Below are 25713 nucleotides of genomic sequence, written 5' to 3'. Positions count from 1 at the left end.
TGAAAACGCATTCATACTAATTACGATCGTCTTCCCAATTCCTTCTCAAACTTCTAAATCTCGCTTTACTGTTTTCCAATAGCAGCTTAAAACAAACGCATGTTTAAAAACAAACAAGTGTCCAATATGACTAGCCGAGAAAAGCAGATATTGCAGCTTCTGAGACGTGATCCTTTGATCCCACAGCAGGAAATTGCCGATGTTTTAGGTATTAGCCGCTCTGGTGTAGCAGGACATATTATGAATTTAATGAAGAAAGGATATATCAAAGGAAAGGGATATATATTATCTGAACACAGTTATGTGGTGACTGTAGGCTCCACTAATATGGATGTCTGCGGATACTCTGCATCTAAATTAGTTTATGAAGACTCCAACCCAGGGAAAATAAAGTGCACGCCCGGCGGTGTCGGGCGAAATATAGCACAAAACATTGCCTTATTAGGTCGTGAATGCCATTTGATTTCGGTGGTTGGCGATGACTTTTACGGCGATACATTATTAGAACAGGCAAAATTAGCCGGTGTCCATATTGATAGTTTTCACAAGTTACATGGCGAAAGCACATCAACCTACGTTTCTTTGTTAGATGAAAGTGGCGAAATGCTAGTCGCTATTAATGATATGCGGATATTAGAGAAGCTAACACCGGCATTATTAGCAACGTCCAAAGATCTTATTCAGCACGCGGGTGTATTAGTGGTGGATTGTAACCTGACGGAAGATGCTCTGGCATGGTTATTTAGCCACGCAGGTAGCGTTCCAATCTTTGTAGATACGGTCTCTGCATTCAAAGCACCAAAAATCCGCAATTGGTTATCACATATTCATACGCTGAAACCGAATCGCCTTGAGGCTGAGATCCTTAGCGGGATGACGATTACTGGCCCGCAAGATGCTCCCGCTGTGGCGGCATGGTTCCACGAACAAGGTGTACAGAGAATTGCGCTGAGTATGGGACCTGCGGGTGTTTATTACAGTGAAATTGACGGTCAAAGCGGCTGGTCCAGCCCTCTGCCGGTCAATATCGTGAACGTCACTGGTGCCGGTGATGCCATGATGGCAGGGCTGGCCAGCTGTTGGCTGGAGGATATGACGCTTGCCGAAAGCATTCGTTTTGCACAGGGATGTTCTGCATTAACCCTTTCATCCGAGTTTACCAATAACCCTAATCTGTCAAATGGCAGTGTTCAAAAACTGTTGGAATTACAATCATGAAAAATAACGTTATGACCAATGAGTATCTGGATATTTCGCCGGAAGTTGCTGAGGCATTAGCCAATAATCGTCCTGTTGTTGCTTTAGAATCTACCATTATCTCTCATGGCATGCCTTATCCACAAAATGCGGAAACGGCGTTGGCGGTAGAGCAGCAAATCCGTGAAAACGGCGCTGTTCCGGCAACGATTGCGATTATTAATGGCCGAATGAAAGCGGGCTTATCTCGCGAAGAGATTGAATTACTTGGCAAAGAAGGTCACAACGTGGCAAAAGTGAGTCGCCGAGATCTGCCGTTTATCGTAGCCGCAGGGAAGAATGGTGCAACAACCGTGGCGTCTACCATGATTATCGCCGAAATGGCAGGCATCCATGTCTTTGCTACTGGCGGTATTGGCGGTGTTCACCGCGGTGCCGAGCAAACATTCGATATCTCTGCAGATCTACAGGAGTTAGCGAAAACCAACGTGGCGGTGATTTGTGCAGGTGCCAAATCGATTCTAGATTTAGGGCTCACCACGGAATACCTCGAGACGCACGGTGTGCCGTTGATTGGCTATCAGACTCAGGTATTACCAGCATTTTTCTGCCGCACTAGCCCATTCTCCGTCAGCATCCAATTGGACGAACCTGAGCAGATTGCCAAGGCAATGGCGACCAAGTGGCAGTCTGGTTTAGAAGGCGGAATGGTAATTGCTAACCCGATCCCTGAGCAGTTTGCGATGCCTGAAGCCAAAATTAATGCAGCCATTGAGCAGGCGGTTCAGGAGTCGGTTGAACAGGGTATCCATGGTAAAGATAGTACGCCGTTCCTACTGGCGAGAGTGGCTGAACTGACAGGAGGTGATAGCCTGCACTCGAATATTCAATTGGTATTCAACAATGCAAAATTGGCTGCTCAGATTGCACGTTGTTACCAAGAAACGGCAGCATAAAAACAGCGTTATTCCTTAAGTTTTATCCTGATATTAACAACTAAATAAAAACGCCGACCTGAAAGGTGGATGGGCATCTGTTTGCTCTCATCCCCTTTCAGGTAGAGACGTATATATTGAAAGGACGGATTTATGGACTTATTACGCAGCTTGTTCGGTATCGTTATTCTTCTTTTAATTGCCTTTATATTTTCTAACAATCGAAAAAAAATAAGCTTAAGAACAGTTGGTGCGGCCTTATTACTACAGGTTATCCTCGGTGCCGTCATGCTTTATATCCCTGCGGGAAAGTGGCTGGTTAACTCTATTGCTGCTGGTGTAAATAAGGTTATTTCATACAGTGATGCTGGCAGCTCATTTATTTTCGGTGGTCTAGTTGGCCCCAAAATGAACGTGTTATTCGACGGTGCTGGATTCGTATTTGCATTTCATGTATTACCTGCGATTATTTTTATTACCTCATTGATCTCAATTCTTTATTATATCGGTGTCATGGGATGGGTTATTAATATTCTTGGTTATGTTTTCCAGAAAATGATGCGCGTGAGCAAAGTGGAGGCTTTTGCTGCGGTTACCACGATATTTCTTGGGCAAAATGAACTCCCTGCGGTGCTCAAACCGTTTATTAGTAAAATGAACCGCAACGAGCTATTCACGGTGATTTGCAGCGGGATGGCGTCAATTGCCGGTTCTATGTTGGTTGGGTATGCGGGTTTAGGCGTGCCTATTGAGTATCTGCTGGCGGCATCGCTGATGGCGATTCCGGGCGGGATCTTGTTTGCCCGTATGCTGAGCCCGGCGACGGAGGCGTCTCAGGTTGAATTTAGCCAGATGTCATTTAGCGATAAGCGCCCAGCTAGCGTGATTGAAGCTGCGGCGAGTGGCGCGATGTTAGGGCTTAAGATCGCCGTAGGTGTAGCGACGGTGGTGATGGCGTTCGTTGCATTAATTGCGTTGATTAACGGTATTGTTGGCGGCGTTGGTGGGCTGTTTGGTTGGTCAGGCGTTAGCCTCGAAAGTTTGCTGGGCTATATTTTCTCACCTCTGGCATACATCATGGGCGTTAGCTGGGATAACTCGGCACTAGCCGGTGGGTTGATCGGACAAAAGCTGGCGATCAACGAGTTTGTGGCTTATGTGAATTTCTCTCCGTATCTCAAGGATGCGGCTGGTGCTCTAGATCCAAAAACCATCGCCGTTATCTCTTTTGCGCTCTGTGGCTTTGCGAACTTCGGTTCAATCGCGGTCGTGGTCGGGGCTTTCAGCGCAGTCGCACCAGAGCGCGCATCGGACATTGCGCGCTTGGGATTACGTGCTCTGCTTGCGGCTACGCTTTCTAATCTGATGAGCGCAACCATTGCAGGCCTGTTCATCGGCCTTGGAGCACTAGCGATAGCGTCATGATGAAAAGTGAAACTCGGTTGCTGCTTTGCCTTGCTTTAAGCACCGGTGTTTTATCCGGTGTTTGGGCATGGTTAGCCGAGCAGCTCGTGCTGATGAGTTGGATTGGCTTCTTAGGCTGTACAACCTATTTTGCGATCCCCAGCAAAGGGCTAGCAGGGCTATGTTGCGGTATGGCAGCGAATATTAGCGGTGCAAGCTGGGCCGCTATTGCTATTGCGCTGACGACTTCAACGGGTTTTAGCTATGCCGCGGTGATAACGGGCGCGATATCTTTCATGATGTGTGCCCAATCGCGGCTGCGTACGCTTTGTTTTGTTCCCGGTAGCTTTATTGGTGCCTGTGCGCTGTTTGGATCCCAGTCAGAGTGGCTGTCGGTGGTTTTGACGTTGTGTCTCGGGGGAATATTCGGTTTTCTCATGCAAAGCAGCGGAACATGGATGGCGAATCGCTGGCACGCTGTTTATAACTAGTTGATATTCAATAATACCAATAATTTTTCTTAGCCTGTGTACCAAAAGTACATGGGCTTTTTACGTTGGTTTGCCATGCGAAATTGAATTGGCTACTGCAAATTATGTGGTTGAAGCGTAGGCTAACTACGCCTTTACATAACTTTTGATGCCCAAAAGTTGCCGTGATTTGTACAAAGAATATACTAGTTAAGGACGTCTGAAGATGTGGTATCAGCACACTATTGTTTTGCATGCAAAACCGCGTGGTTTCCATCTGGTCACCGATGAAATTATCGAAAAACTTCCACAGTTAGCCTCTGTCAACGTGGGAATATTGCATCTGCTGCTACAGCACACCTCCGCGTCGTTAACCCTCAATGAAAACTGTGATCCCACTGTCCGTGACGATATGGAACGTCATTTTATGCGTACGGTATCCGAAGATGCTCCCTACGAGCATGACTCTGAAGGCGCAGATGATATGCCTGCGCACATCAAGTCATCGCTGCTTGGCACGACGTTAACGTTGCCAATATGCAAGGGAAAACTACAGTTGGGAACCTGGCAGGGTATATGGTTCGGCGAACACCGCGTGCACGGCGGTAGCCGTCGGATCGTCGCAACTATACAAGGGGATATTGTTCATGAATAATTCGGCGTTTCTGCAATACTGCATGGCGAAACCTGGGGCAGAGCAAAGCGTTCAAAATCGCTGGCGTGCCAATCAGGTAAAAGTGGGCGGTGTTATGTTTGCGATGGTTGATCATGTCGAAGGGCGTCCTGCCGTCGCACTAAAAATGAGCTGCGAGCAGGCCGCGCAACTGCGCAGCGAGCATAAAGATATCGTACCCAGTCCTAATCTGAATAAAGCCCACTGGAGCACCATCTTTCTTGATGGAACGCTCAATGATTCATTGCTCTATAAGCTGGTAGACGGCTCTTATTCATTGGCGCTTAACCATGTTGGTGAGCAAACCCGCCAAGGGCTTTAGTCTTTATTTTTCCAGTTAGCGGATATCGAATGTCAAAATATAAAACGCCCCGATGGTGATGCCATCGGGGCGCTTGATTCATTTCATGGTGTTATCGGTAGGAATTATTTCTTTTTCAGCAATGGTTTCAAGAATCTGGCGGTATGTGATTGCTCACATTCAGCCACCGTTTCCGGTGTGCCGGATACCAGTATCTGCCCGCCGCCGCCGCCTCCCTCTGGACCTAAATCGACGATCCAGTCAGCCGTTTTAATCACATCCAGATTATGCTCAATGACCACAATCGTATTGCCCTGATCGCGTAACTGATGCAATACCGCCAGCAACTGCTGAATATCGGCAAAGTGCAGGCCCGTGGTAGGTTCATCCAGAATATACAGCGTTTGGCCTGTACCTCGTTTCGACAGCTCACGAGAGAGTTTTACGCGCTGAGCCTCACCACCAGATAGCGTTGTGGCCGACTGACCTAAACGTATATAAGACAGACCAACATCGATCAGCGTCTGTAGTTTTCGTGCCAATGCGGGAACGGCATCAAAGAATTCACGAGCTTCTTCAATCGTCATATCCAACACTTCATGGATGCTCTTGCCTTTGTACTTGATCTCCAGCGTCTCTCGGTTGTAGCGCTTACCTTTACACTGGTCACAAGGCACATAAATATCCGGCAGGAAGTGCATCTCGACTTTAATAACGCCATCGCCCTGACAGGCCTCACAGCGTCCGCCTTTCACGTTAAAGCTAAAGCGGCCGGGATTATAACCACGAGCACGTGACTCCGGCACACCGGCAAACAGTTCACGTACCGGCGTAAAGATACCGGTGTACGTTGCTGGGTTCGAGCGCGGAGTTCTACCTATAGGGCTTTGGTCAATATCGATAACTTTGTCGAAATGTTCCATGCCTTCTACCGCACGATAAGGCGCAGGCTCAGACAGCGTAGCGCCGTTTAACTGGCGTTGCGCAATCGGGAATAACGTGTCGTTGATAAGCGTTGATTTACCCGAACCGGAAACACCGGTTATGCAGGTAAAAAGACCGACTGGGAGTGTCAGCGTGACGTCTTTCAAGTTGTTCCCGCTGGCGCCAATAAGCTTTAGCACTTTGGTGGCATCCGCAGGTACGCGCTCGTCAGGAACCGCGATTTCACGTTTGCCGCTTAAGAACTGGCCGGTCAGCGACTCTGGCACCGCCATGATTTCATCAACCGAGCCTTGGGCAACGACTTCACCACCGTGAACACCCGCACCAGGGCCGATATCAATCACGTAATCGGCGGCACGGATGGCATCTTCATCATGTTCTACAACGATGACGGTGTTACCCAAATTACGCAGATGAACTAGCGTTTCCAACAGGCGTTCGTTATCGCGTTGGTGCAGGCCGATAGAGGGTTCATCCAGCACGTACATAACGCCCACTAATCCGGCACCAATCTGGCTTGCTAAGCGAATACGCTGAGCTTCGCCGCCGGAGAGCGTTTCTGCTGAGCGAGATAGGCTTAGATAGTTCAGGCCGACGTTGACCAAGAATTTTAGGCGGTCGCCGATCTCTTTCAGGATTTTCTCGGCAATTTGCGCGCGTTGACCCTGCAATTTGATATCACGGAAAAACTCCAGCGCGTTGCCAATGCTCAGATCGGAAATCTCTGGCAGCGTAGTGTTCTCCACAAAGACGTGGCGAGCCTCTTCGCGTAAGCGAGTACCGTGGCACGAAGCACAGGAGCGGTTGCTGATAAACTTCGATAGCTCTTCGCGTACGGCGGAGGATTCCGTTTCCTTGTAGCGACGCTCCATATTGTGCAGTACGCCTTCAAACGGGTGGTTACGTACTGTAATATCGCCACGGTCGTTGATGTACTTGAATTCAATCGATTCTTTGCCAGAACCATACAACACGGCTTTCTGTGTTTTGGCATCCAAACTTTCGAACGGAGATTCCACATCAAAATGATAATGGTCGGCTAAAGACTTCAGCATCTGGAAATAGTAGAAGTTACGACGATCCCAACCGCGAATAGCGCCACCGGCTAAAGAAAGCTCTGCGTTTTGTACTACGCGATCCGGATCGAAATACTGCTGAACACCCAAGCCATCACAGGTTGGACAGGCACCGGCCGGGTTGTTAAAGGAGAACAGACGTGGCTCAAGTTCACGCATGCTATAGCCACATATCGGGCAGGCAAAGTTAGCCGAGAACAGCAGTTCGGGTGCTTTGCTGTCGTCCATATCGGCAACAATCGCACTACCACCGGAAAGCTCTAATGCAGTTTCAAATGACTCCGCTAAGCGCTGTGCCATATCTTCACGCACTTTGAAGCGGTCAACGACAACTTCAATGCTATGTTTCTTTTGCAGTTCTAGTTTTGGTGGATCGGAGAGATCGCAAACTTCACCGTCTATACGTGCGCGGATGTAGCCCTGCGCGGCCAGATTTTCCAGTGTTTTGGTGTGCTCGCCTTTACGATCTTTCACGATCGGCGCTAACAGCATCAGACGTTTGCCTTCTGGCTGTGTTAATACGTTATCCACCATCTGGCTGACGGTTTGCGCCGCTAATGGAACATCGTGATCCGGACAGCGTGGCTCGCCAACGCGAGCAAACAGCAAACGTAAATAGTCGTGGATCTCGGTGATCGTCCCTACGGTAGAGCGCGGGTTATGCGACGTAGATTTCTGTTCGATGGAAATCGCCGGAGACAGACCTTCAATGTGGTCAACATCCGGTTTTTCCATTAACGAAAGAAACTGGCGTGCATAGGCCGAGAGCGATTCCACATAGCGGCGCTGGCCTTCGGCGTAGAGTGTGTCAAACGCTAAAGAAGACTTACCTGAGCCTGATAATCCGGTGACGACAATCAGCTTATCGCGCGGAATGGTCAGATTGATATTTTTCAGGTTGTGGGTGCGAGCACCCCGTATTTCTATTTTATCCATTAACGACTTCCCGGATGAAGAACCCATCTCATTAGGCTTATCTGTGGTGCATTTCTGCCAATCCGCACTGTTTGCGGCATAGGGCAACGACCACAGAGTACCCATTGGGATAGGCTCTGGATAATCTTGAACACCGTCAGGTTTTTCAGCGCAAAAAACTCCGCATTTCCAGCACTGGTGCGGCCTGCTGGTGATTTTTAGCGAATTTGGCTGTACGCAACGATGCTTGAAACGATCAATTATGGCACAATAAAACCTGAATGAATATCCAGTATATAAATGCAAAATTGTTCTAAGCTTAAACAATTGAGGAATCTACTTCACAGAAGCGAACAGTGATGCCGTTAGGCCACTGGCGTGTTAGAATTAACGGTTTAGACTACACCCGCCATACTTGAAGCTGCCGTCGCGTTATTTGGCTAGGCCTTGCCCGATTGGGCCAGTGCAAGCGCTGTACAAAAGGGTTAGACCTTTTGTGATGCGGCTACAATTGTAGTGGGTATGTACAAATTTACTTCATCAGGAGAATCGAAATGGCCAGCAGAGGCGTTAACAAAGTGATTCTTGTCGGGAATCTGGGTCAAGATCCAGAAGTCCGTTATATGCCGAATGGTGGTGCTGTAGCCAATATTACTCTGGCCACCTCCGAGACTTGGCGCGACAAGCAAACCGGCGAACAGAAAGAAAAAACTGAATGGCACCGTGTAGTGCTGTTTGGCAAGCTGGCAGAGGTTGCAGGTGAATATCTGCGTAAAGGTTCTCAGGTTTATATCGAAGGCGCGTTGCAGACGCGTAAATGGACCGATCAGGCGGGCGTTGAAAAATACACCACTGAGATTGTTGTAAACGTTGGCGGCACCATGCAGATGCTGGGTGGACGTCAAGGTGGCGGTGCGCCTATGGGCGGCGGTCAGGCACAGGGTCAGCAGGGCGGTTGGGGTCAACCTCAGCAGCCACAGGGCAATCAGTTCAGCGGTGGCTCACAGCCAGCGGCTCGCCCTCAGAGTGCTCCAGCTGCTCAGCCACAAAGCAATGAACCGCCAATGGATTTCGATGACGATATTCCATTCTGATTTCTATTAAAGAAATCAACCAATAGCCCTGCACTGCGTAACATCGTTCACTTAAGCTCGATTTTAGGGGGAGCACACCGATGGGGTCGTAGCGGCGTAAGCCGCCGGAGCGCCCCACGGTGTGGTAGACCCGTGTATCTCGATCTCTTAAACGAACGACATTACGCTTAATACGGCCTTATGCTGTGAATTATTTATTGACCGGAGCCTGTGCCCCAAAAATGGCATCCGCCGGTGAGATCTGGGTGAAGGTCGAGATAATCGTACGGTAAGTTTGCGCAGGATCGAGCGCTTCAAACTGCTGTGGGTAAATAAACTTCGCGAGATAGTCTAAGCCAACAATATTATATGGATGGTTATAGAAATTGTGATACATCCCATACAAGCGGTTCTCTTTCACCGCTTTTATCTGATTAAAACCATTACGCGCTTCCAGCTTCGCAAAGCCATCATCCACCTGCTTTTGCGTGACACCGTAACCGAATGGAACCGCGATACTGTTTTTGTTCTTCCAGCGGGCGCCTGAAATTATGTAAACATCGGGCTTAAGGCTGATAACTTTTTCTATCGCAATATCGCCATTGGCGCCGGGTAATAACGCAGAACCCAGATTCTCTGCGCCAATAGCTTCAATCATGCCACCAAAACCAACGTGCCCATGCGTAAAGCAACATGCATCCGCCCCGCCAACACCCGCCTTAGCCTCCATGAATACCCGAGGTTTTGGCGTCACTTTAGCGGTTACAGAAGTAATCTCCTGCAAATGCTTCTGATAAAAATCGGTATATTCCTTCGCTTCATGTTCGCGGTTAAGCACTTCGCCAAGCAGTTGAACACTTTTCTGCGTATTCGCGATCGGCTGTAAATAGGTATCCACGAAAAGAACAGGCACATTCAGCGCCGCAAGCTGCTTCAATACTCCCGTATCTGCCAGCGCGGGTTTCGCTCTCAGCTGCGCAATCATGAGATCGGGTTTGCGTGCAATAACGCTTTCTAAGTTCACCTCCCCTTTATCACTGAACCCCATATCTGGAATTTTCTCAGCCTCACCCGGCCATTTTTGGTTGAGCACGGCTAAAGTTTCAGGATCGCTTTTTTTCAGTAGATTGTTCCACGCTACAATGCGACTGAATGGATCGGCACGGTCAAGCAGCGCCAGCGTCATAATATCGCGCCCATCCTGCACCACGATCCGCTTCGGCTCATGCTTCAGCGTGAGTGTCTGCCCTGACGTATCTGTGACGGTTAAAGGATAGGTCGTCGCGATCGCGGGGACTGACAGCGCAAGCATACAGACTAACGCCAATCGGTTGAAATTACGTGCCATAAAGCTCTCCTTGAATGACCAGCAGGTCAATTGGTAATGATAATAAGTTTTATTTGCACGTAAAAATAAAGAATCTTAGACCTAATTACAAACGAAATGCTTTTCTAAGTATTAATGGGCTGAGTAAATACAAAAAAGCCGCGCTTCTCAGCACGGCTTCATCTTTGATGTTCTGCTTGCGTCTAGAACAGACTATAAACCAGTGCGGATAACGCAATCAGCCCCATAATCAAGACAAACGGATTGGTGATGGAGCGGTATTTTTTCATCGCTGGCACTTTATGAATCGCATAAATCGGCAGAATAAACAGAATGACCGCAATCAATGGCCCACTGATAGTCTCGATAATATGCAATGCGCTCGGATTCAGAAACGTCACTAACCACGTGATGGCAAACAGCAGTATCGCCGAGATTTTATGTGTTGCCCCTGAAGAAACTTTCTTACCCACCGTGCGAAATGCGCCATCGATCAGGCTAGTCGCTCCTTCAGTAACACCCAGCGAAGTCCCTAAATACGACTTGGACATCGCCAAAATAGCCATCACAGGTCCGAGATACGCAATCAGTGGATTCGAGAATTTATTCGCCAAGCTGGAAAGCACAGTGATGTTTTCATCGCGAGCCGCCAGCATTTCAGCATGTGACAAACTCATCACACAGCTAAACACAAAGAACAGAATACTGATACAAATCATCATATAGCTGTAGCGCATGATGCGCGCACAACGGCGCTCAGCCCCTTCCCCGTATAACCCTTTTTGCGTTGAGGAAAACGAAGAAATAATAGGTGCATGACTAAATGAAAACACCATGACCGGCACGGCCAACCAGAGCGAACGCCAAAGCTGCGGATCGCTCACCGACGTCTGACTAAGGCCTGAGAAAAATGCATGAACGTTCCAATAAGGGATGAGGTACAACGAAATACCTAGCAGGAACACAATCAATGGGAAAACTAAAATCCCCATGGCTGCCACAATCGTCTCTTTACCGGTGCGCAGGATCAAACTCAGTGCAGCAACCACCGCCAAGCTCAACCAAACTCGGGGCGGCGGTGTTACATGAAACTGGTTTATCAAGAAGCTATCCAGCGCATTGGTAATGGAGATGCTGTACACCAACACAATTGGGAAGAACGCCAATAAATACAGCACCATAATGGCTTTACCCGCCAAAATGCCAAAGTGTTCTTCTACCACATCGGTAATATCACCATCACGGCTTGAACCTGATAATACAAAGCGGCTGAGAGCGCGGTGCGGGAGATAGGTTAACGGATAGGCCAAAATAGCCATCAAAATCAAAACTAACGGACCATTCAAGCCGGCGTTGATTGGTAAAAATAGCGTACCCGCGCCAACCGCCGTGGCATAAAGCCCAAACATCCAGACTGTGTCTGTCTTATTCCACTTGGTCGGGCGTTCTGTCGCCACCCGGCCAGTATCAGGGGAAATAATACTCATTAATTCACTTACCTTCTTTGTGAAACGTGGGCCAACGCAGACATCCTGTTCTGCCCAATGTGTCCTGCACTTTTGTAGATCGCTGTTATGAGCTGACCCTCTGGGTCATATCGCGCAGGAAGCACAGTGTTCAATTCCGCGAACGGTAACTCGTTATTTCTAAGAACGTTTAAAAACAATGAGTTAAATAGAAAACAAAACCTATGCGGAATAAGTGCGGGGAGAAGGATAAAGAATTTTGATAAAAAAGTCACAAAAGTTGAGTTTTACAGCACAAAAAACCGGGGTCTTATCGCCCCCCTCGAATTAATTGGAAGCATAGCAAGGCGGCAAATGAGCGAATCCCGATGAGCTTACATGAGTAAGTGATTCGGGTGAGCGAGTGCAGCCAACGCCGCTAGGGTTTCAATTAAGAAGAGGAAGAGGAGAGATGACTGTGGTTAACCTACAGCCTTATAAAGGCTAACCACAGTCAGGACATGGCCTGATTTACCGCTTACTGCACCATCGCCAGATAGGCGGTGTTTACCTTCCACAGATAACGCGGAGCCTGCGCTGCCGGATGTCGTTTCTGTATATGCTGGTAAAATTGTTCCGGTGTCATGCTATTGATTTTGTCGATCGCCACTTTGCGGTTTGGCGAAAACGTTCTCAACATGGCCCCTGCGCCGTTGGCATATGACACTATCATCGCATACCGCATGGTTTTAGGGTTGGTAATACCGGCTAACTGCTGATTCTGCAAAATATTCAAATAAGCGGTGCCTAAATCAATATTTACAGCAGGATCTTTTAACTCACGCGACGTTGGTTGCCCGCCTCGCCCCTTCTTGCGGTAAGCATCCTTACCGGCCGTAGAGGCCTTTAACTGCATCAGCCCAATCGCGTTGGATGTGCTGACCGCGTGAGGGTTCCCTCCTGATTCCACCTGAATAATGGCCTTTATTAAGGTTTCATCAATGCCATAACTGTTTGAGGCCGTTCGGATGTAAGTTCCAAACTCTCCTTCAGGTGGCGTTCGTGCATCTAAAAAACTACCGCGAGCATTATTGTTGACGTTTAACTTCACTGTTTGAGGCGGTGTTTGCTCTTTCGCACACCCAGCCAAAAGCAATACCGCCAACATGCAACTGATTCGTATCTTCACCGTTGCGAGATCCTCTGCGTATGTTGGTCCGAGATGGATGTTGCCAGAAAAAAAAGGTCTTTGGCTAGTTGATTTTTACGCTTTGTTGCTCATTTCACCTTTTTATACACATTTTTAGTTTATTTATAGGCTATTATTATTTAGTTAAGTGCATCAATTGAGGTACTCCATGAGTCAATCTGCTATTGCTTGCTATGTAGTGACCTTCAGTTATCCGCAGGCCGATCTGGCGGAAAACGCAAAATTAAACAACCAACTCATGCTTGAGGGGTTTGCCACTACCGTTGCGGATTCTGATGGTATCCCGCATGAACTGGGGCCGAATAGTTACGCTATCACCAGCCTACAAGATAAAAGTGACGTTGAACGTCTTGCGCAGGCCTTAGGGAAAGTCGCATTAGGGCAAGAGCCCGAAGTGGAAGCCGTTTTGCGCGATGAATATTTTACCCAACTCTGGGCCGCAAGAAATCCTTCTAAAGGGCGCAGCTAGCGCCCTACTTTATTTTCGATCAAGCAATTAACAGAAAATAACCTGTGATCGTCTTTTATGCTTTACGTTCGTCGCAGCAACGGTTACGGTCAAAATAGCATCACACAATTATGTTCACCTATATGTCTGTCCTGAATTATTGAGTCGCACGCTGTCGTGCAACAATAAGTCGAGACAATAGAACGCCAGTTCCTTTCACGATCTATACCCAAAATAGTTGTAGCAGGCAAAGCTAACGCCAAGCGGCTTCAAGTATCAGCGGTATTATAGGGGGTACACTATGTGGCAAGCGGTGAGTCGTTTACTCAGTGGGCATTTTGACCAAACCTTCACCATTCGCGAGAAACAAGAGCTTGCCGGTGGCGAGGTTCACCAAGCATGGTGCGTTAGCGATGGCGATCTCAAAGTTTTCATCAAATGTGACACCCCTGATTTTCTGCAAGATTTCAAAGCCGAAGCCGATCAGCTTGAGTGTCTGGCTCGTAGCCATACGGTAAGAACGCCGCAGGTTTACGGCGTCGGATCTACGCGTGAAGCAAGTTTCCTGCTGCTGGAGTATTTGCCTGTTCGCCCACTCGATGCGCACAATGCCTATCTTCTGGGGCAACAATTGGCGCGTCTGCATCAGTGGAGCGAGCAACCACAGTTTGGCTTGGATTTTGACAACCACCTTTCAACCTCTCCGCAACCTAATATGTGGCAGCGCCGTTGGGCGCAGTTCTTTGCCGAGCAACGCATTGGCTGGCAGCTTCAGCTTGCGGCGGAAAAAGGCATTCACTTCGGTGATATCGACAGCATTGTCAGCACCGTAGAGCAACGTTTGCAAGGCCACCAGCCCCAACCATCGCTGCTGCACGGCGATCTTTGGCCTGCCAATATGGGGCTAAGCGCTCAAGGACCGGTGATTTTTGACCCTGCCTGTTACTGGGGGGATCGCGAGTGCGATTTAGCCATGCTGCCGCTCTACCCTTTGTTACCCGCACAGATTTACGATGGCTACCAAAGCGTCTGGCCTCTGCCGACATCGTTTATTGATCGCCAGCCGATTTACCAACTCTATCATCAACTCAATATGTGCAACCTGTTTGCGGGGCCGCATCTAGAAACCGCGATTCAGGCAGTGGATAAGTTGATGGAGAAAGATGTGGCCTAAACGATATAGCGTAAACATGGTTAGTACACGCCAAGCATTAAAAGCCACCTATCAAGAAGGTGGCTTTTAGATCAATGGCTAAATCGTCCCTTGCCTCTTGCAAAACTCATTTACTTAATAATATTAGCCAGTTCATTATCCCCTTCCGAAACAAGTGTAGAATAGATCGGTACCACCTGTATCCGCACACCGAAAAAGCCAAGGAAGAAAACACATCATGAAGGAACTACTGCAAAATCACCCAAACTGGCGAGGTTTTCCAGGCATGGGTAGCCGCCTGCTAGGGCAAAACCATCATGGCCAAGAGAAGTTAACCCTCTTCACGCCATGGCATAGATTAATATTGAAGGTACTGACTGGTATATCATGTGTTGGTATCGGACTTTTGCTCTATTTCTATTTTGATAACATCACCTCCGCAACAAAACAACACGAAACGCCCATACTCATATGGTGTGTGACTTTTCTATGTCTATTTTTGATCGGGGTAATGATTTACAAAATCCTTAAAGAGCAAACACAACAACAGCGTCGCTACTATCAGCAGGCCGGCCTCGTTCCGCTAGAAGAACCACAACGTCAAGCACTGCGACTCGATATCGTGCAGTTATATGATTGCGGTTTCTGGAGCGAAACGCTGGAATATTATCCACTTGCCGCGCGTGTTGCAGGCGATAACTACGACTACTCACTCTTTCCCCTCGCTTCTGCAGATAATTACCTAACTCTACTCGAGGAAGATTGGGGGATTACCACAGAACAGGACTATCATGAGATGTTGCACGAACTGCATGAAGGCATGCATTCACGCTTATTTGCAGAACAAAGTAGCTATCGTGCCGAAATGCTATCTCAACACTTGTCCAAACTAACAGGTGTAAAGCCAGCACAAATCCTAGATTGCCTAAAACCCAGCCTCGACAATCGCCCACCCGCTTTATTGTGGGGATTTGACCTTTGGCGAGGAATTGTGATGAGCCGTAATGCCTTTAGCGCTGGGTTAATTAGCGAAGAACAAGCATGGAAAGATTTATTGAAAACGGCCGATTTAGTGTATGAAATATTTCCTAGCTTTGATGCGTTTTATACTAATTACCGTATAGGAAACGCGTTCTGGAGTAACAATGCAGAAATGGCAAAATTTCGTTTAACCCAATTTGATTGCTATAAAAAATACTGCCGTTGGCCAATCGCACAACTGAGGTGGCCTGCTGCTCCGGGCATGGTGTTATCGAATGATATGTTTACTGGATTTGGCTTATGTAAAGACATGATTCAACGCGTCAGTATAACAAAAAGTGCAAACGGGGAATGGCAATGAATGATAGAGGCGAGCTCAGCCGCTCTCTTTCTTAGGGCGCAGCCAACGAGATAATTAGCGGGGCTTACAGGAAATGTAAGCCCCGTCTTAAATCACCTACAGCATCCCCAGCAACTTCAAAATAAAATACCCGATCACCGCAACGATAATTGGCAGAATATACAGAGGGAAAAACTGGAGGAAAATAGTATGGCGCGGCAGTACGATTCGCTTCTCTAGCGCCTCGCGGCTATGTCCTTCAGCCCCTTTCATCTGTTCGAGGATCAGTTGGTCTTCGATGCCTTCGCGGATATGACGAACCTGTCGCGACATACGCGCGCCAGAGGCCTGTAATGCCACACCGACAAATATCAGCCAGTAGATAACCCAGAACATAATGTTGGCACCGGTAAAGCCTTGTCCGAGCGCTGGCTCAGGAGAGTTGAACCAGAATACATCCAGAAAGTGCGTGTTGAATTTGACCATATCAATCATGACATGCACAAAATCCAGCATAACGGCGTTCAAACCTTCTTGTTTCTGACTATGCTGATAAAGAAAGTTGAGCACCGACACGATGGTCGAAAGCAGCGCTGGAATAAACACCACCCAGCCTAAAATCCGTTTTATCACTGCAACCCAACCGGCTTGTTGGTAGGTCATACCATCCCCTTACTAATTCGCGTTGTTATCGCCTTGAATAACGGCAGTCTACGTGGCTGTTTATCTTACCGCAATCTCAACTTGTTGAATTGATTGGTCGGGTTCGGATTAACTTTAAGCTTGTTGAGTATAACTGGCTTAACCAAAACCATCGCGAATGTTAGAGTAAATAAAGTGAATGCCTTCAAGCGCCAGCTTGGGGCCGTTAATCTCAATAGATGAGGAAATGCCAGTGAGTCGCATTGAAGCCGTAATTTTCGATATGGATGGGTTACTGATAGATTCTGAGCCGCTGTGGACTCAAGGAGAGCACGATGTTTTTTCCTCATTAGGCATTGACGTGAATGCGGCAGATATTCCAGAAACGCTGGGCCTACGCATCGATCTGGTGGTTAAGCTTTGGTATCAACGCAGTCCGTGGCAAGGCGCGAGTCAGGAAGAAGTGACGGAGCGAATCATTCGTCGTGTGATTGAACTGGTTCGTGACACCAAACCGCTGCTGCCTGGCGTTGAGCACGCGCTCAAGTTATGTCGCCAGCAAGGAATGAAAATCGGTTTGGCCTCTGCGTCCCCTCTTTACATGCTTAACGATGTGTTGGAAATGTTTAACATCAGCCAATACTTTGACGCGGTGGTTTCTGCTGAAGCCTTGCCTTATAGCAAACCCCATCCAGAAGTCTACCTCAATGCAGCCCACGCGCTGGGCGTCGATCCGCTAAACTGCGTCACGCTGGAGGACTCTTTCAACGGTATGATTGCAACCAAAGCGGCCCGTATGCGTTCCATCGTGGTACCTGCGCCAGAGAATATTAGCGACCCTCGCTGGGCACTCGCTGACGTAAAACTTAACAACCTCAACGAGCTTAGCGCGTCAGATATTCAGCCTTAATCTTGCTGTAAGATAGACGGAGCCTAGCCCAGGCTCCGTTTTATGTATATTTATACAGCAAATAGCTATCTGTTACGCTGTCACCTCTTGATTCCTGCGAAAACTCCGATATGCTGGATAAATTACCAGTGTCATCGGCGAGTTTTATCATGACGGCGGAAGGCCATCTCATTTTTTCTGTCGCATGTGCCATTTTCGCTAAAAAAGCGGAACTGACGCCTGCGCTCGCCCATGGTGACTGGTGGCACATCATTCCCGGCGCACTGCTCACCTGCTTATGGCCCGATATCGATCATCCTAAATCGGTGCTGGGACAGCGCCTCAAATGGCTATCATCCCCGATTGCCCGCATGTTTGGCCATCGTGGATTTACTCATAGCCTGTTAGCCGTCATCGGCGGAGTATTTCTCCTACATTGTGAAATGCCTAGCTATATGGGTATCACCGTAGACGCTATGCACGCAATGGTCATTGGCTATCTCAGCCATCTGCTAGCCGATATGCTCACGCCGGCTGGTGTTCCCCTATTGTGGCCAATCCGTTGGCGTTTTCGTTTACCCATTCTCAACTCCCAGAAAGGGAATCAGTTGGAACGAATTCTGTGCATGTCGCTAGTGGGATATGCCGTCTATTGGGGCGGCGATCTCATGCCATTTTACGATTTACTCAGATACGTAAGCCAAAAATTATGACCCACATCACATCCCATCGCTCATAAACTCCGCATTTTGCTGGTTTAACATACAAACTCGATGCAAAAATTATAATAAATTCATTTTGGATATAAGCGCGATGTCTATGGTGCTGTTAGCATATATACATTAAACGTTTCAGCGTAGGTCAGTGTTGAGTCCAAAGAGGCTTGATCGTCCTATAAGGGCCGCAAGAAACGTATAAAAACAGTCATAATATAAAAACATTGGATGGAGAATGGGGATGAACCTACCGCTCGTGATTAACGTGTTGGTGTTTGTAGCACTATTGCTGCTACTGGCACAGACGCGTCGTACTAAATGGAGCTTGGCTAAAAAAGTACTCGTCGGCTTAGTGATGGGGGTTCTGTTCGGCTTAGGCCTACAGCTGGTTTACGGTTCCGATAACCCACTTCTGAAAGATTCCATTAGCTGGTTCAACATCGTGGGTAACGGCTATGTGCAGCTGTTACAGATGATTGTGATGCCGCTGGTGTTCGTCTCAATTCTGAGCGCCGTCGCGAAGCTGCACAACGCGTCTTCGCTGGGTAAGATCAGTTTTCTTTCAATTGGCACCCTGTTATTCACCACCATGATTGCCGCGCTGGTTGGGGTGCTGGTCACTAATCTATTTGGCCTGACCGCTGAAGGTCTCGTACAGGGTACGCAGGAAACGGCACGATTAGCCGCGATTAACACGAACTATGCGAGCAAGGTTTCTGATCTGAGCGTTCCACAGCTGGTGCTCTCATTTATTCCTAAAAACCCCTTTGCCGATCTCACGGGTGCAAGCCCAACCTCTATCATCAGCGTGGTCATTTTCGCGGCAATTTTAGGGACTGCGGCGTTACAACTGTTGAAAGATGATGAGGTCAAAGGTAAGCGCGTTCTGACGGCTATCGATACCCTGCAGTCGCTGGTCATGAAGCTCGTTCGTCAGATCATGAAACTGACACCTTACGGTGTACTGGCGTTAATGACCAAAGTCGTTGCCGGTTCTAATATGCACGACATTATCAAGCTGGGTAGCTTCGTCGTTGCATCCTATTTGGGACTGGCAATTATGTTTGTGGTTCATGGCCTGCTGCTCTCTTTCACCGGTATTAACCCGCTAAAATTCTTCCGCAAAGTATGGCCGGTTCTGACATTTGCTTTTACCAGCCGTTCTAGCGCAGCAAGCATTCCGCTAAACGTTGAAGCGCAGACTCGCCGTATCGGCGTGCCTGAGTCCATCGCCAGCTTCTCTGCCTCTTTTGGTGCGACAATTGGCCAGAACGGCTGTGCCGGTTTATATCCAGCGATGCTTGCGGTGATGGTTGCACCAACCGTGGGGATTAACCCGCTGGATCCACTGTGGATTGCTACACTGGTCGGTATCGTGACCGTAAGCTCCGCCGGCGTCGCGGGGGTGGGCGGCGGCGCAACGTTTGCCGCACTGATCGTATTGCCAGCCATGGGGCTGCCGGTCACGTTAGTCGCTCTGCTGATTTCCGTTGAGCCGCTGATTGATATGGGGCGTACCGCGTTAAACGTCAATGGTTCGATGACGGCAGGCACGATTACCAGTCAAATTCTGCGTCAGACCGACAAAAACGTTTTTGACTCTGAAGAAGAGGCTGAGCTAGCTCACAAATGATGACCCGTCTTTGCCATGAGGCAAAGGCAAAACCAGAAATTTTATTTAGCACAACGCCCGGTGATATTCATCGGGCGTTGTTATTTGAAATGCCTGACGGGAGTAACCCCTACCTACTGCTTTTCTGACATCTGACCCGCCGCCGTTTTATCTTCCAGCGCGAGTACTCTCTTTTCGCTGACGGGTGAAGGTTCGCAGTTAACACATTCACTACTCTGAATGAGCTTAAGCGCCAGATAGAGATCCGAGACAAACAGCAGCCCTTTCTCTTCCCCTTTCGCTCGGTTAGCACTAAACCAGCGTTTAAGGTCGGTTCGACGCCCTGCCAGCACCAACTTAACGTTGCGTTGTTTAAGATCGCGTTTTAGCTCATCCACGGTAGAAATCACGCTGATATCGGGATAGGTAAAGCTGGCAACCGCATCAATAACCACCCAGCGTGGCTGGAATGGCATGCCATCAACCAAATTCAATACGCGGCGCTTAAAATAGCTAACGTTGAAATAGGTGAGCGGCGAGTTGAATCGGTACATCAATACCCCATCGACGGCTTTCACCTGCGCCCCGTTCCCCAGCGAATGGATCATCCCTTCTTCGTTTACCCCTAGTAACTGCTCGGTTGGACGAAAAACGGTGCGCAAAAACTGCAACAGCCCAAGCAAAACGGCCAGCCCAATGCCTGGCATGACCCCCACCAACATCACGCTGGCGAAAGTAAACAGCGCAAGGCGAAATGCTGCGGGATTACGACGACGCAATTGAACAATAGTACGGAAATCCAACAGCGACCACGAAGCATAAACCAGCACGACACCGAGCGCAGAGACCGGAATGTATTGCAACGGCGACGTGAAAAACAACACCACGACGCCAATCACCACGGCAGCCACAATAGACACTAACTGGCTCTTACCGCCGTTAGCATCGTTCACCGCCGTGCGAGAACTGGTACCGCTGATCGCAAATCCCTGTGACAGACCAGAAACGATATTCGCGATACCTAACGCGCGAAACTCCGCATCTGCGTTAACTTCATAACCGTTTTTAGCGGCGAAACTACGCGCAGTCAGCATCAGGCTCACAAAGCTGATCAATGCGAGGTTCAATGCAGGGATCACCAGATCGCGCAGCAATCCCGGCTGGAAACTCGGCCACTGCACAACCGGTAAACCATCGCTGAACCCGCCTATCGTTCTGATGCCGTACAATGGCAGTTCAAATAACCAGACTAAAAGCATCGCGAGACACATCGCGATCAGCGGCGCGGGCCACTTTGGCCGCAGTCGTTTCACACCGATAAGCACCAGCAGCGTGAGTAAAGACAGCAACATAGTTGGCCAATGGCTTGAAAGTAAATCTTGAGGTAGCGAGATAAGACGCTCTATCAACTCACGTGCTTTAGTTTGAAAACCAAATATTTTGCCCAACTGATCGACAATAATGGTGATCGTTAAGCCATTTAGTAGGCCGGTAAGAATCGGTCGCGATAGCAGATCGGCCAATGCGCCTAAGCGGAAACGGCTAGCGATCAGGCACCAGCCACCGGTCATTAGCGTCATCATGATACAGAGTTGCCACTGAAGTTCGGCATTACCTGCCGCCAACGGCGTAACCACCGCAGCGATAACCGCACAGGTTGCGGTATCTGGGCCAACGATGACCTGACGCGATGATCCAAATAGCGCGTAAGCAATCATAGGAAATACACAGGAATATAGCCCGACGATTGCGCCAACACCGGCAAGATCGGCGTATGCAATCGCCACGGGTAACGCCACCGCGGCGACCGAGAGTCCTGCCCGAATATCACTTGTCAGCCACTCCCGCTGATACCCCATCAAGAGGGCTAAACCCGGCATCCAGCCGTTAATAAATTTCCATTTCATATCGCTTACCTTCTTTACACTCTTGCTACATCATGCGTGTAAGTCATCAACTTATCAAGGTGATAGCAAGCGTTATGCCATCTTGTAAGTATTTGCAAAAATAGGCGCGTTTCATCCCACTGAGCCGCATTATGCGCGATAATGAGAACAGGTACGCGTTAGGGTTTTGATGCCTCGCCGCACTGAATCGGGTATAGTCGCTCGGTTAACTGATTTATGGACAGGTATATGAAGCAGCTTTTAGATTTTCTGCCACTAGTAGTATTTTTTGTCTGTTACAAACTTTATGACATTTACGTTGCCTCAGGCGCATTGATTGCCGCTACGGCTGTCGCATTAATTGTGACATGGCTTAAATATCGTAAAGTCGAAAAAATGACGCTCATCACCTTCGTGATGGTGGCTATTTTCGGCACGCTGACGTTAGTCTTCCATAACGATCTGTTTATCAAATGGAAAGTTACCGTCATTTATGCGCTGTTCTCTATTGCGCTGCTGGTTAGCCAAATCGTTCTGAAGAAGCCATTGATCCAACGCATGTTGGGTAAAGAGATTTCTCTGCCTGACTTTGTATGGTCGCGCTTGAATACGGCTTGGGCGCTGTTCTTTATGGCCTGCGGTATTGCCAATATCTACGTTGCGTTCTGGATGCCACAAAGCGTCTGGGTCGACTTCAAGGTGTTTGGTTTAACGGCACTGACGTTAGTCTTCACGTTATTAAGCGGTGTGTACATCTACCGTCATATGGCTGAAGAACAAAAAACGAGCAAATAAGGTTTTCCCGAAGACTGACATACGGGAAGTGATATGCCCTAGATCGATTCAGTTGCAGCAATTTGCTGGCTGTTTGAGATATCACGGGTGTAACTGAAAAGAATTAAGACTGACATTTATGAGCGAAAAACATCGTTTCCCTGAGGGAGAGCTTGTCCTTCGTACTTTGGCAATGCCAGCCGACACTAACGCCAATGGTGATATTTTTGGTGGCTGGATCATGTCGCAGATGGACATTGGCGGCGCAATTCTGGCAAAAGAAGTCGCAGAAGGTCGAGTGGTTACCGTCGCCGTTAACGGCATCACGTTTCTAAAACCCGTCGCCGTGGGCGACGTCGTATGCTGCTATGCACGCTGCATCCGAACTGGCCGTAGCTCCATTACGGTAAATATCGAAGTGTGGGTAAAAAAGGTCTCCTCAGACCCTATTGGTCAACGCTATTGCGTCACCGAGGCCGTATTTACCTATGTTGCCGTTGATGATGACAACAAGTCACGCACACTGCCTGCGGGAAAAGAAAACTTTCGCGTTGGCTTTGAAGACTAACGCTTAAGCACCGAAATCCAATAACAAAAAAGCCAGTCCAATGTGACTGGCTTTTTCTTACCGAACAGAGACAAGATACTATCGAATTTCAGTATCACCGCTAAGGCGGAAAATAATGGTTTTAGTTAACCCTTTACCTTCTCGACCCGGTACAAAGCGCCATTTCTTCATAGCCAACTTAACATCACGTTCAAATAGACTACGAGGCTCAGCGGAGAGGATCTCGATATTCGCCACTCGCCCATCACTATCAACGTCATAGCGCACAACCACCTTACCCTCTTGCTTCAGTGCGAAAGCACGCGCTGGATATCCCGGTTTCACAATGCTTACTGCTTGTGGCCCTGTCGGTACTGCAGCAGCAGCCGGAGCATTCGTCGTATTGTTGCTCGCCTTCGTGGTTGACGTGCTCGCATGCGTCGACGTGCTAGATGACGATGTCTCTGATGACGTCACCGTCGATCTTGGTATCTCTTCACGCGGTTTTTCTTCAACAACCTTCTTAGGTTGTGGTTTAACCACTTCTTTTTTCACCGGCTTAGGCTTGGGTTTAGGCACCGGTTTCGGCTCTGGTTTTGGTTCAGGCTTGGGTTCCGGTTTAGGCTCCGGCTTGCTCTCTTCTTTTGGCGGTGGAGGTGGTGCAGCTTCAGGTTTTGCATCAGGCTGTGGCGTTGCAACAGGCGCTGGAGCCGCAAACATGGCAGGATTAACCATCACCACGTTAATCGGTTCTGGCTCTTCGGCAGGCATATGCAACACCTCTTGTGCAGAGGCGTACAGTAAGCCTGCGATTAACGTTGTATGTAAGCAGACAGACAACGTCGTAGGCCATGAAAGACGGCGCGTCAGAAAAAACTTCTTCAGTGGTGATGTTTTCAGCGACAAAGTGTTAGCAACCTGATTTGACGGATTGATTTAACCCAAATGTTCTTCGTTTAACGAGGGTTCAAGTTTAAATGCAAATAGCAATCATGTGCAATGAACAAAGGCGTTCAGAACAAAAGAAAACGCTTAACTGACGGATAAAACACCATCTTCTCCAACTCCTTAACAGCAAGGTAACAGGCTTATTGCACACCAAGTACAGATGCCGTAACGTGGTGTTGTCTCCATCACATTAATTCATTCCAACAATCAGGGTTAGCACCATGTTATATCTTATTTTCTCTCAGGATGTTCCCGACGCACTGGATAAACGAATGACCGCTCGACCTGACCATTTAGCTCGGCTACAGGTGTTGCGCGATGAAGGCCGTTTGCTGACGGCAGGCCCTCTTCCGGCGATTGATTCCAATGACCCCGGCGCAGCGGGCTTTTTAGGCTCAGCCATCATTGCCGAATTTGAGTCTCTGGAGCAGGCGAAAGCGTGGGCGGACGCCGATCCGTATGTTGCTGCTGGCGTCTATCAGGCCGTTACGGTTGTCCCGTACAAAAAAGTGTTCTAACAGACTGAGTTACAAGCAAATTTTAGATATAAAAAAGGCCTGCATAAGCAGGCCTTTTCTAATTCAGAGAAGCGCATTTAGCGGGGCTACATGGAGATATCATTGATAATGCTAAACGCGCTTTTCTGTCACCATTCAGTGATGCTGCGCAGTCTACCCTTAAACCTCAAGACCCGCAACATCCTGATAATTAGTACTTATGGGTTATCTATATAGACACCATGAAAACGATGATTAAACCAGCAAAACGCCATCATTCCGTTGATAAAAACAGCACTAATGATTAGGTTCACGAGTTTTTTTATCGCCAATTGTCACTATAGGAAAGAATCCATTTCAGGAATAATCTATAGACGTCGCACATATACTAATATTTTTCAAATAGATGCGTTCACATCGCTCATTAACCCGTTCAAAAAACATTCTCATAAGCAGTAAAAGTGGCTCACAAATCAGAATTTTATTAGGTCTTTATCCTCCGAAGCGACATTTCAACGACGAGCTGGGGCTGATTGCAGATTCTCTTGACTAAAAATCAGGTTTACCCCTTTTTCTCTACCTATTGCACCTATTGGCAAAAATACCCGCTTGCTCCTAGATCTCCTACATCAAGTCTGGCAGGATAGAAGTCAAGGAAACACGTGCTAACTTATTGTTTACATAAGCCTGTTTTTTTAGGTTGGATTACTGGGTATTAACCATCGCGAAGTCCACCGATCTCAGAGTCAAAAAATCGATATCGATTTATTACGGATGTATTACTTTTACCGAATAATGAGGAACTTACGATTATGGCGACAACGAAAAAAGCAACGAAATCTCACATTGGTCTCGATACCAAACAATCTGCAAAACTCGCAGAATCACTCAATAGCCTGCTCGGTAACTACCAAGTGTTGTACATGAACGTACGTGGCTATCACTGGAATATCACGGGCCCACAGTTCTTTGAATTGCATGTTAAGTTCGAAGAAACCTATAACGATCTGCTGCTGAAAGTTGATGAATTGGCAGAGCGTATTCTGACTCTTGGCTACCAGCCTCGTCATGCCTTCAGCGAATATCTGAAAACGGCGGATATTAAAGAAGATACTAACGTTACTGACGATAAGGGAACGTTGAAAGGTCTGCTGTCTGGCTACTCCATTTTGCTGACTCAGCAGCGTGAAATTCTGGAGCTAGCAAGCGAAGCTGGTGATGAAGGTACCTCTTCTTTGATGAGCGATTACATCAAGGAACAAGAGAAACAGGTTTGGATGCTGAACGCCTATCTGGGCAAATAAACGTC

General features: G+C 48.1%; 24 protein-coding genes. 17 read left to right on the top strand and 7 right to left on the bottom strand.

All coding sequences use genetic code 11. The annotated features are described in order from the left end of the window. Positions 1-99: 99 nt before the first annotated feature. From HMPREF3091_RS12435 to HMPREF3091_RS12410, 6 genes are all read left to right on the top strand, one after another. The gene (locus HMPREF3091_RS12435; RefSeq protein WP_039184556.1) at positions 100-1218 is read left to right on the top strand and encodes a PfkB family carbohydrate kinase; all 1119 of its coding nucleotides are present in this window, start codon (positions 100-102) and stop codon (positions 1216-1218) included. Next, positions 1215-2153 carry a pseudouridine-5'-phosphate glycosidase gene (locus tag HMPREF3091_RS12430; RefSeq protein WP_070716175.1) on the top strand — a complete coding sequence of 313 codons (939 nt, stop codon included), beginning with the start codon at positions 1215-1217 and terminating at the stop codon, positions 2151-2153. The genes HMPREF3091_RS12435 and HMPREF3091_RS12430 overlap by 4 nt, the downstream gene beginning before the upstream one ends. Positions 2154-2285: 132 nt before the next feature. After that, on the top strand, positions 2286-3557 hold the full coding sequence (locus tag HMPREF3091_RS12425; protein ID WP_070716173.1) for a NupC/NupG family nucleoside CNT transporter: 1272 nt from the start codon (positions 2286-2288) through the stop codon (positions 3555-3557). Beyond that, a complete protein-coding gene (locus tag HMPREF3091_RS12420) occupies positions 3554-4027 on the top strand; it encodes a DUF1097 domain-containing protein (RefSeq protein ID WP_070716172.1) in 474 nt (157 codons plus the stop codon). Before HMPREF3091_RS12425 ends, HMPREF3091_RS12420 begins: the two co-directional genes overlap by 4 nt. 205 nt (positions 4028-4232) lie before the next feature. Further along, positions 4233-4661 (top strand): secondary thiamine-phosphate synthase enzyme YjbQ, encoded by a 429-nt coding sequence (locus tag HMPREF3091_RS12415; protein ID WP_070716170.1) that lies wholly within the window; start codon positions 4233-4235, stop codon positions 4659-4661. Next, positions 4654-5001, top strand: a complete 348-nt coding sequence (locus tag HMPREF3091_RS12410) for an MmcQ/YjbR family DNA-binding protein (RefSeq protein WP_004097014.1) — start codon at positions 4654-4656, stop codon at positions 4999-5001. Before HMPREF3091_RS12415 ends, HMPREF3091_RS12410 begins: the two co-directional genes overlap by 8 nt. A 104-nt stretch (positions 5002-5105) precedes the next feature. Here the strand turns inward: HMPREF3091_RS12410 and uvrA are convergent, their stop codons facing one another. Continuing rightward, positions 5106-7937: an excinuclease ABC subunit UvrA gene (uvrA, locus tag HMPREF3091_RS12405; protein WP_035504353.1), complete on the bottom strand. Its 2832-nt coding sequence runs from the start codon at positions 7935-7937 to the stop codon at positions 5106-5108. Between the two features lie 533 nt (positions 7938-8470). Here uvrA and ssb1 point away from each other — a divergent pair. Further along, positions 8471-9010, top strand: a complete 540-nt coding sequence (ssb1, locus tag HMPREF3091_RS12400) for a single-stranded DNA-binding protein SSB1 (RefSeq protein WP_004097018.1) — start codon at positions 8471-8473, stop codon at positions 9008-9010. A gap of 190 nt (positions 9011-9200) precedes the next feature. Here the strand turns inward: ssb1 and HMPREF3091_RS12395 are convergent, their stop codons facing one another. From HMPREF3091_RS12395 to HMPREF3091_RS12380, 3 genes are all read right to left on the bottom strand, one after another. After that, positions 9201-10337, bottom strand: a complete 1137-nt coding sequence (locus HMPREF3091_RS12395; RefSeq protein WP_070716169.1) for an ABC transporter substrate-binding protein — start codon at positions 10335-10337, stop codon at positions 9201-9203. A 182-nt stretch (positions 10338-10519) separates the two neighbouring features. Continuing rightward, complete coding sequence (locus HMPREF3091_RS12390; RefSeq protein ID WP_070716167.1) at positions 10520-11803, bottom strand: SLC5/6 family protein; 1284 nt, start codon at positions 11801-11803, stop codon at positions 10520-10522. A 496-nt stretch (positions 11804-12299) separates the two neighbouring features. Further along, positions 12300-12950 carry a transglycosylase SLT domain-containing protein gene (locus HMPREF3091_RS12380; protein ID WP_020303763.1) on the bottom strand — a complete coding sequence of 217 codons (651 nt, stop codon included), beginning with the start codon at positions 12948-12950 and terminating at the stop codon, positions 12300-12302. A gap of 169 nt (positions 12951-13119) precedes the next feature. Between HMPREF3091_RS12380 and ghoS the strand changes: the two genes are divergently transcribed. From ghoS to HMPREF3091_RS12365, 3 genes are all read left to right on the top strand, one after another. After that, the gene (gene ghoS / locus HMPREF3091_RS12375; protein WP_004089981.1) at positions 13120-13440 is read left to right on the top strand and encodes a type V toxin-antitoxin system endoribonuclease antitoxin GhoS; all 321 of its coding nucleotides are present in this window, start codon (positions 13120-13122) and stop codon (positions 13438-13440) included. Positions 13441-13720: 280 nt separating this feature from the next. Next, complete coding sequence (locus HMPREF3091_RS12370) at positions 13721-14593, top strand: fructosamine kinase family protein (RefSeq protein WP_004089982.1); 873 nt, start codon at positions 13721-13723, stop codon at positions 14591-14593. A 217-nt stretch (positions 14594-14810) separates the two neighbouring features. Continuing rightward, a complete protein-coding gene (locus HMPREF3091_RS12365) occupies positions 14811-15914 on the top strand; it encodes a DUF1266 domain-containing protein (RefSeq protein WP_070716163.1) in 1104 nt (367 codons plus the stop codon). 96 nt (positions 15915-16010) lie between these two features. On the opposite strand, the gene HMPREF3091_RS12360 is transcribed toward HMPREF3091_RS12365, so the two are convergent. Continuing rightward, complete coding sequence (locus tag HMPREF3091_RS12360; protein WP_004089983.1) at positions 16011-16556, bottom strand: YniB family protein; 546 nt, start codon at positions 16554-16556, stop codon at positions 16011-16013. Between the two features lie 226 nt (positions 16557-16782). On the opposite strand from HMPREF3091_RS12360, the gene hxpB reads away from it, so the two are divergent. The 3 genes from hxpB (at position 16783) to HMPREF3091_RS12345 (ending at position 19773) form a co-directional block, all read left to right on the top strand. After that, the gene (gene hxpB, locus HMPREF3091_RS12355) at positions 16783-17445 is read left to right on the top strand and encodes a hexitol phosphatase HxpB (protein WP_070716160.1); all 663 of its coding nucleotides are present in this window, start codon (positions 16783-16785) and stop codon (positions 17443-17445) included. 149 nt (positions 17446-17594) lie between these two features. Continuing rightward, entirely contained in the window at positions 17595-18137 is a 543-nt protein-coding gene (locus tag HMPREF3091_RS12350; protein ID WP_070716157.1) for a metal-dependent hydrolase, read from the top strand. Positions 18138-18381: 244 nt separating this feature from the next. Next, complete coding sequence (locus HMPREF3091_RS12345; RefSeq protein WP_070716155.1) at positions 18382-19773, top strand: L-cystine transporter; 1392 nt, start codon at positions 18382-18384, stop codon at positions 19771-19773. Between the two features lie 113 nt (positions 19774-19886). Here the strand turns inward: HMPREF3091_RS12345 and HMPREF3091_RS12340 are convergent, their stop codons facing one another. Beyond that, positions 19887-21659, bottom strand: a complete 1773-nt coding sequence (locus tag HMPREF3091_RS12340) for a SulP family inorganic anion transporter (protein WP_070716152.1) — start codon at positions 21657-21659, stop codon at positions 19887-19889. A gap of 228 nt (positions 21660-21887) precedes the next feature. Between HMPREF3091_RS12340 and HMPREF3091_RS12335 the strand changes: the two genes are divergently transcribed. Both HMPREF3091_RS12335 and yciA read left to right on the top strand, forming a co-directional pair. After that, positions 21888-22433 carry a septation protein A gene (locus HMPREF3091_RS12335; RefSeq protein WP_035502311.1) on the top strand — a complete coding sequence of 182 codons (546 nt, stop codon included), beginning with the start codon at positions 21888-21890 and terminating at the stop codon, positions 22431-22433. 118 nt (positions 22434-22551) lie between these two features. Then, positions 22552-22980 carry an acyl-CoA thioester hydrolase YciA gene (gene yciA, locus HMPREF3091_RS12330; protein ID WP_004089994.1) on the top strand — a complete coding sequence of 143 codons (429 nt, stop codon included), beginning with the start codon at positions 22552-22554 and terminating at the stop codon, positions 22978-22980. A 78-nt stretch (positions 22981-23058) separates the two neighbouring features. Here yciA and HMPREF3091_RS12325 read toward each other — a convergent pair whose 3' ends face one another. Continuing rightward, positions 23059-23730, bottom strand: a complete 672-nt coding sequence (locus tag HMPREF3091_RS12325; protein ID WP_070716150.1) for a TonB family protein — start codon at positions 23728-23730, stop codon at positions 23059-23061. 398 nt (positions 23731-24128) lie between these two features. Between HMPREF3091_RS12325 and HMPREF3091_RS12320 the strand changes: the two genes are divergently transcribed. Both HMPREF3091_RS12320 and HMPREF3091_RS12315 read left to right on the top strand, forming a co-directional pair. Further along, positions 24129-24425 (top strand): YciI family protein, encoded by a 297-nt coding sequence (locus tag HMPREF3091_RS12320; RefSeq protein ID WP_004090000.1) that lies wholly within the window; start codon positions 24129-24131, stop codon positions 24423-24425. Between the two features lie 791 nt (positions 24426-25216). After that, on the top strand, positions 25217-25708 hold the full coding sequence (locus HMPREF3091_RS12315) for a Dps family protein (protein ID WP_004090001.1): 492 nt from the start codon (positions 25217-25219) through the stop codon (positions 25706-25708). Positions 25709-25713 lie beyond the last annotated feature (5 nt).

It is taken from the genome of Hafnia sp. HMSC23F03, from assembly GCF_001816025.1.
Classification (GTDB): domain Bacteria; phylum Pseudomonadota; class Gammaproteobacteria; order Enterobacterales; family Enterobacteriaceae; genus Hafnia; species Hafnia paralvei.
This window is presented reverse-complemented; position numbering and strand designations above follow the sequence as displayed.

Excerpts from the sequence above, each read along its gene's own strand:
- HMPREF3091_RS12410 (WP_004097014.1), top strand. The coding sequence starts at position 4,654 with ATGAATAATTCGGCGTTTCTGCAATACTGCATGGCGAAACCTGGGGCA.
- HMPREF3091_RS12395 (WP_070716169.1), bottom strand. The coding sequence starts at position 10,337 with ATGGCACGTAATTTCAACCGATTGGCGTTAGTCTGTATGCTTGCGCTG.
- HMPREF3091_RS12345 (WP_070716155.1), top strand. The coding sequence starts at position 18,382 with ATGAACCTACCGCTCGTGATTAACGTGTTGGTGTTTGTAGCACTATTG.
- HMPREF3091_RS12350 (WP_070716157.1), top strand. The coding sequence starts at position 17,595 with ATGACGGCGGAAGGCCATCTCATTTTTTCTGTCGCATGTGCCATTTTC.
- yciA (WP_004089994.1), top strand. The coding sequence starts at position 22,552 with ATGAGCGAAAAACATCGTTTCCCTGAGGGAGAGCTTGTCCTTCGTACT.
- HMPREF3091_RS12415 (WP_070716170.1), top strand. The coding sequence starts at position 4,233 with ATGTGGTATCAGCACACTATTGTTTTGCATGCAAAACCGCGTGGTTTC.
- HMPREF3091_RS12335 (WP_035502311.1), top strand. The coding sequence starts at position 21,888 with ATGAAGCAGCTTTTAGATTTTCTGCCACTAGTAGTATTTTTTGTCTGT.
- HMPREF3091_RS12425 (WP_070716173.1), top strand. The coding sequence starts at position 2,286 with ATGGACTTATTACGCAGCTTGTTCGGTATCGTTATTCTTCTTTTAATT.
- HMPREF3091_RS12435 (WP_039184556.1), top strand. The coding sequence starts at position 100 with ATGTTTAAAAACAAACAAGTGTCCAATATGACTAGCCGAGAAAAGCAG.
- hxpB (WP_070716160.1), top strand. The coding sequence starts at position 16,783 with ATGCCAGTGAGTCGCATTGAAGCCGTAATTTTCGATATGGATGGGTTA.
- ssb1 (WP_004097018.1), top strand. The coding sequence starts at position 8,471 with ATGGCCAGCAGAGGCGTTAACAAAGTGATTCTTGTCGGGAATCTGGGT.
- uvrA (WP_035504353.1), bottom strand. The coding sequence starts at position 7,937 with ATGGATAAAATAGAAATACGGGGTGCTCGCACCCACAACCTGAAAAAT.
- ghoS (WP_004089981.1), top strand. The coding sequence starts at position 13,120 with ATGAGTCAATCTGCTATTGCTTGCTATGTAGTGACCTTCAGTTATCCG.
- HMPREF3091_RS12360 (WP_004089983.1), bottom strand. The coding sequence starts at position 16,556 with ATGACCTACCAACAAGCCGGTTGGGTTGCAGTGATAAAACGGATTTTA.
- HMPREF3091_RS12325 (WP_070716150.1), bottom strand. The coding sequence starts at position 23,730 with ATGCCTGCCGAAGAGCCAGAACCGATTAACGTGGTGATGGTTAATCCT.
- HMPREF3091_RS12315 (WP_004090001.1), top strand. The coding sequence starts at position 25,217 with ATGGCGACAACGAAAAAAGCAACGAAATCTCACATTGGTCTCGATACC.
- HMPREF3091_RS12320 (WP_004090000.1), top strand. The coding sequence starts at position 24,129 with ATGTTATATCTTATTTTCTCTCAGGATGTTCCCGACGCACTGGATAAA.
- HMPREF3091_RS12430 (WP_070716175.1), top strand. The coding sequence starts at position 1,215 with ATGAAAAATAACGTTATGACCAATGAGTATCTGGATATTTCGCCGGAA.
- HMPREF3091_RS12420 (WP_070716172.1), top strand. The coding sequence starts at position 3,554 with ATGATGAAAAGTGAAACTCGGTTGCTGCTTTGCCTTGCTTTAAGCACC.
- HMPREF3091_RS12365 (WP_070716163.1), top strand. The coding sequence starts at position 14,811 with ATGAAGGAACTACTGCAAAATCACCCAAACTGGCGAGGTTTTCCAGGC.
- HMPREF3091_RS12390 (WP_070716167.1), bottom strand. The coding sequence starts at position 11,803 with ATGAGTATTATTTCCCCTGATACTGGCCGGGTGGCGACAGAACGCCCG.
- HMPREF3091_RS12340 (WP_070716152.1), bottom strand. The coding sequence starts at position 21,659 with ATGAAATGGAAATTTATTAACGGCTGGATGCCGGGTTTAGCCCTCTTG.
- HMPREF3091_RS12370 (WP_004089982.1), top strand. The coding sequence starts at position 13,721 with ATGTGGCAAGCGGTGAGTCGTTTACTCAGTGGGCATTTTGACCAAACC.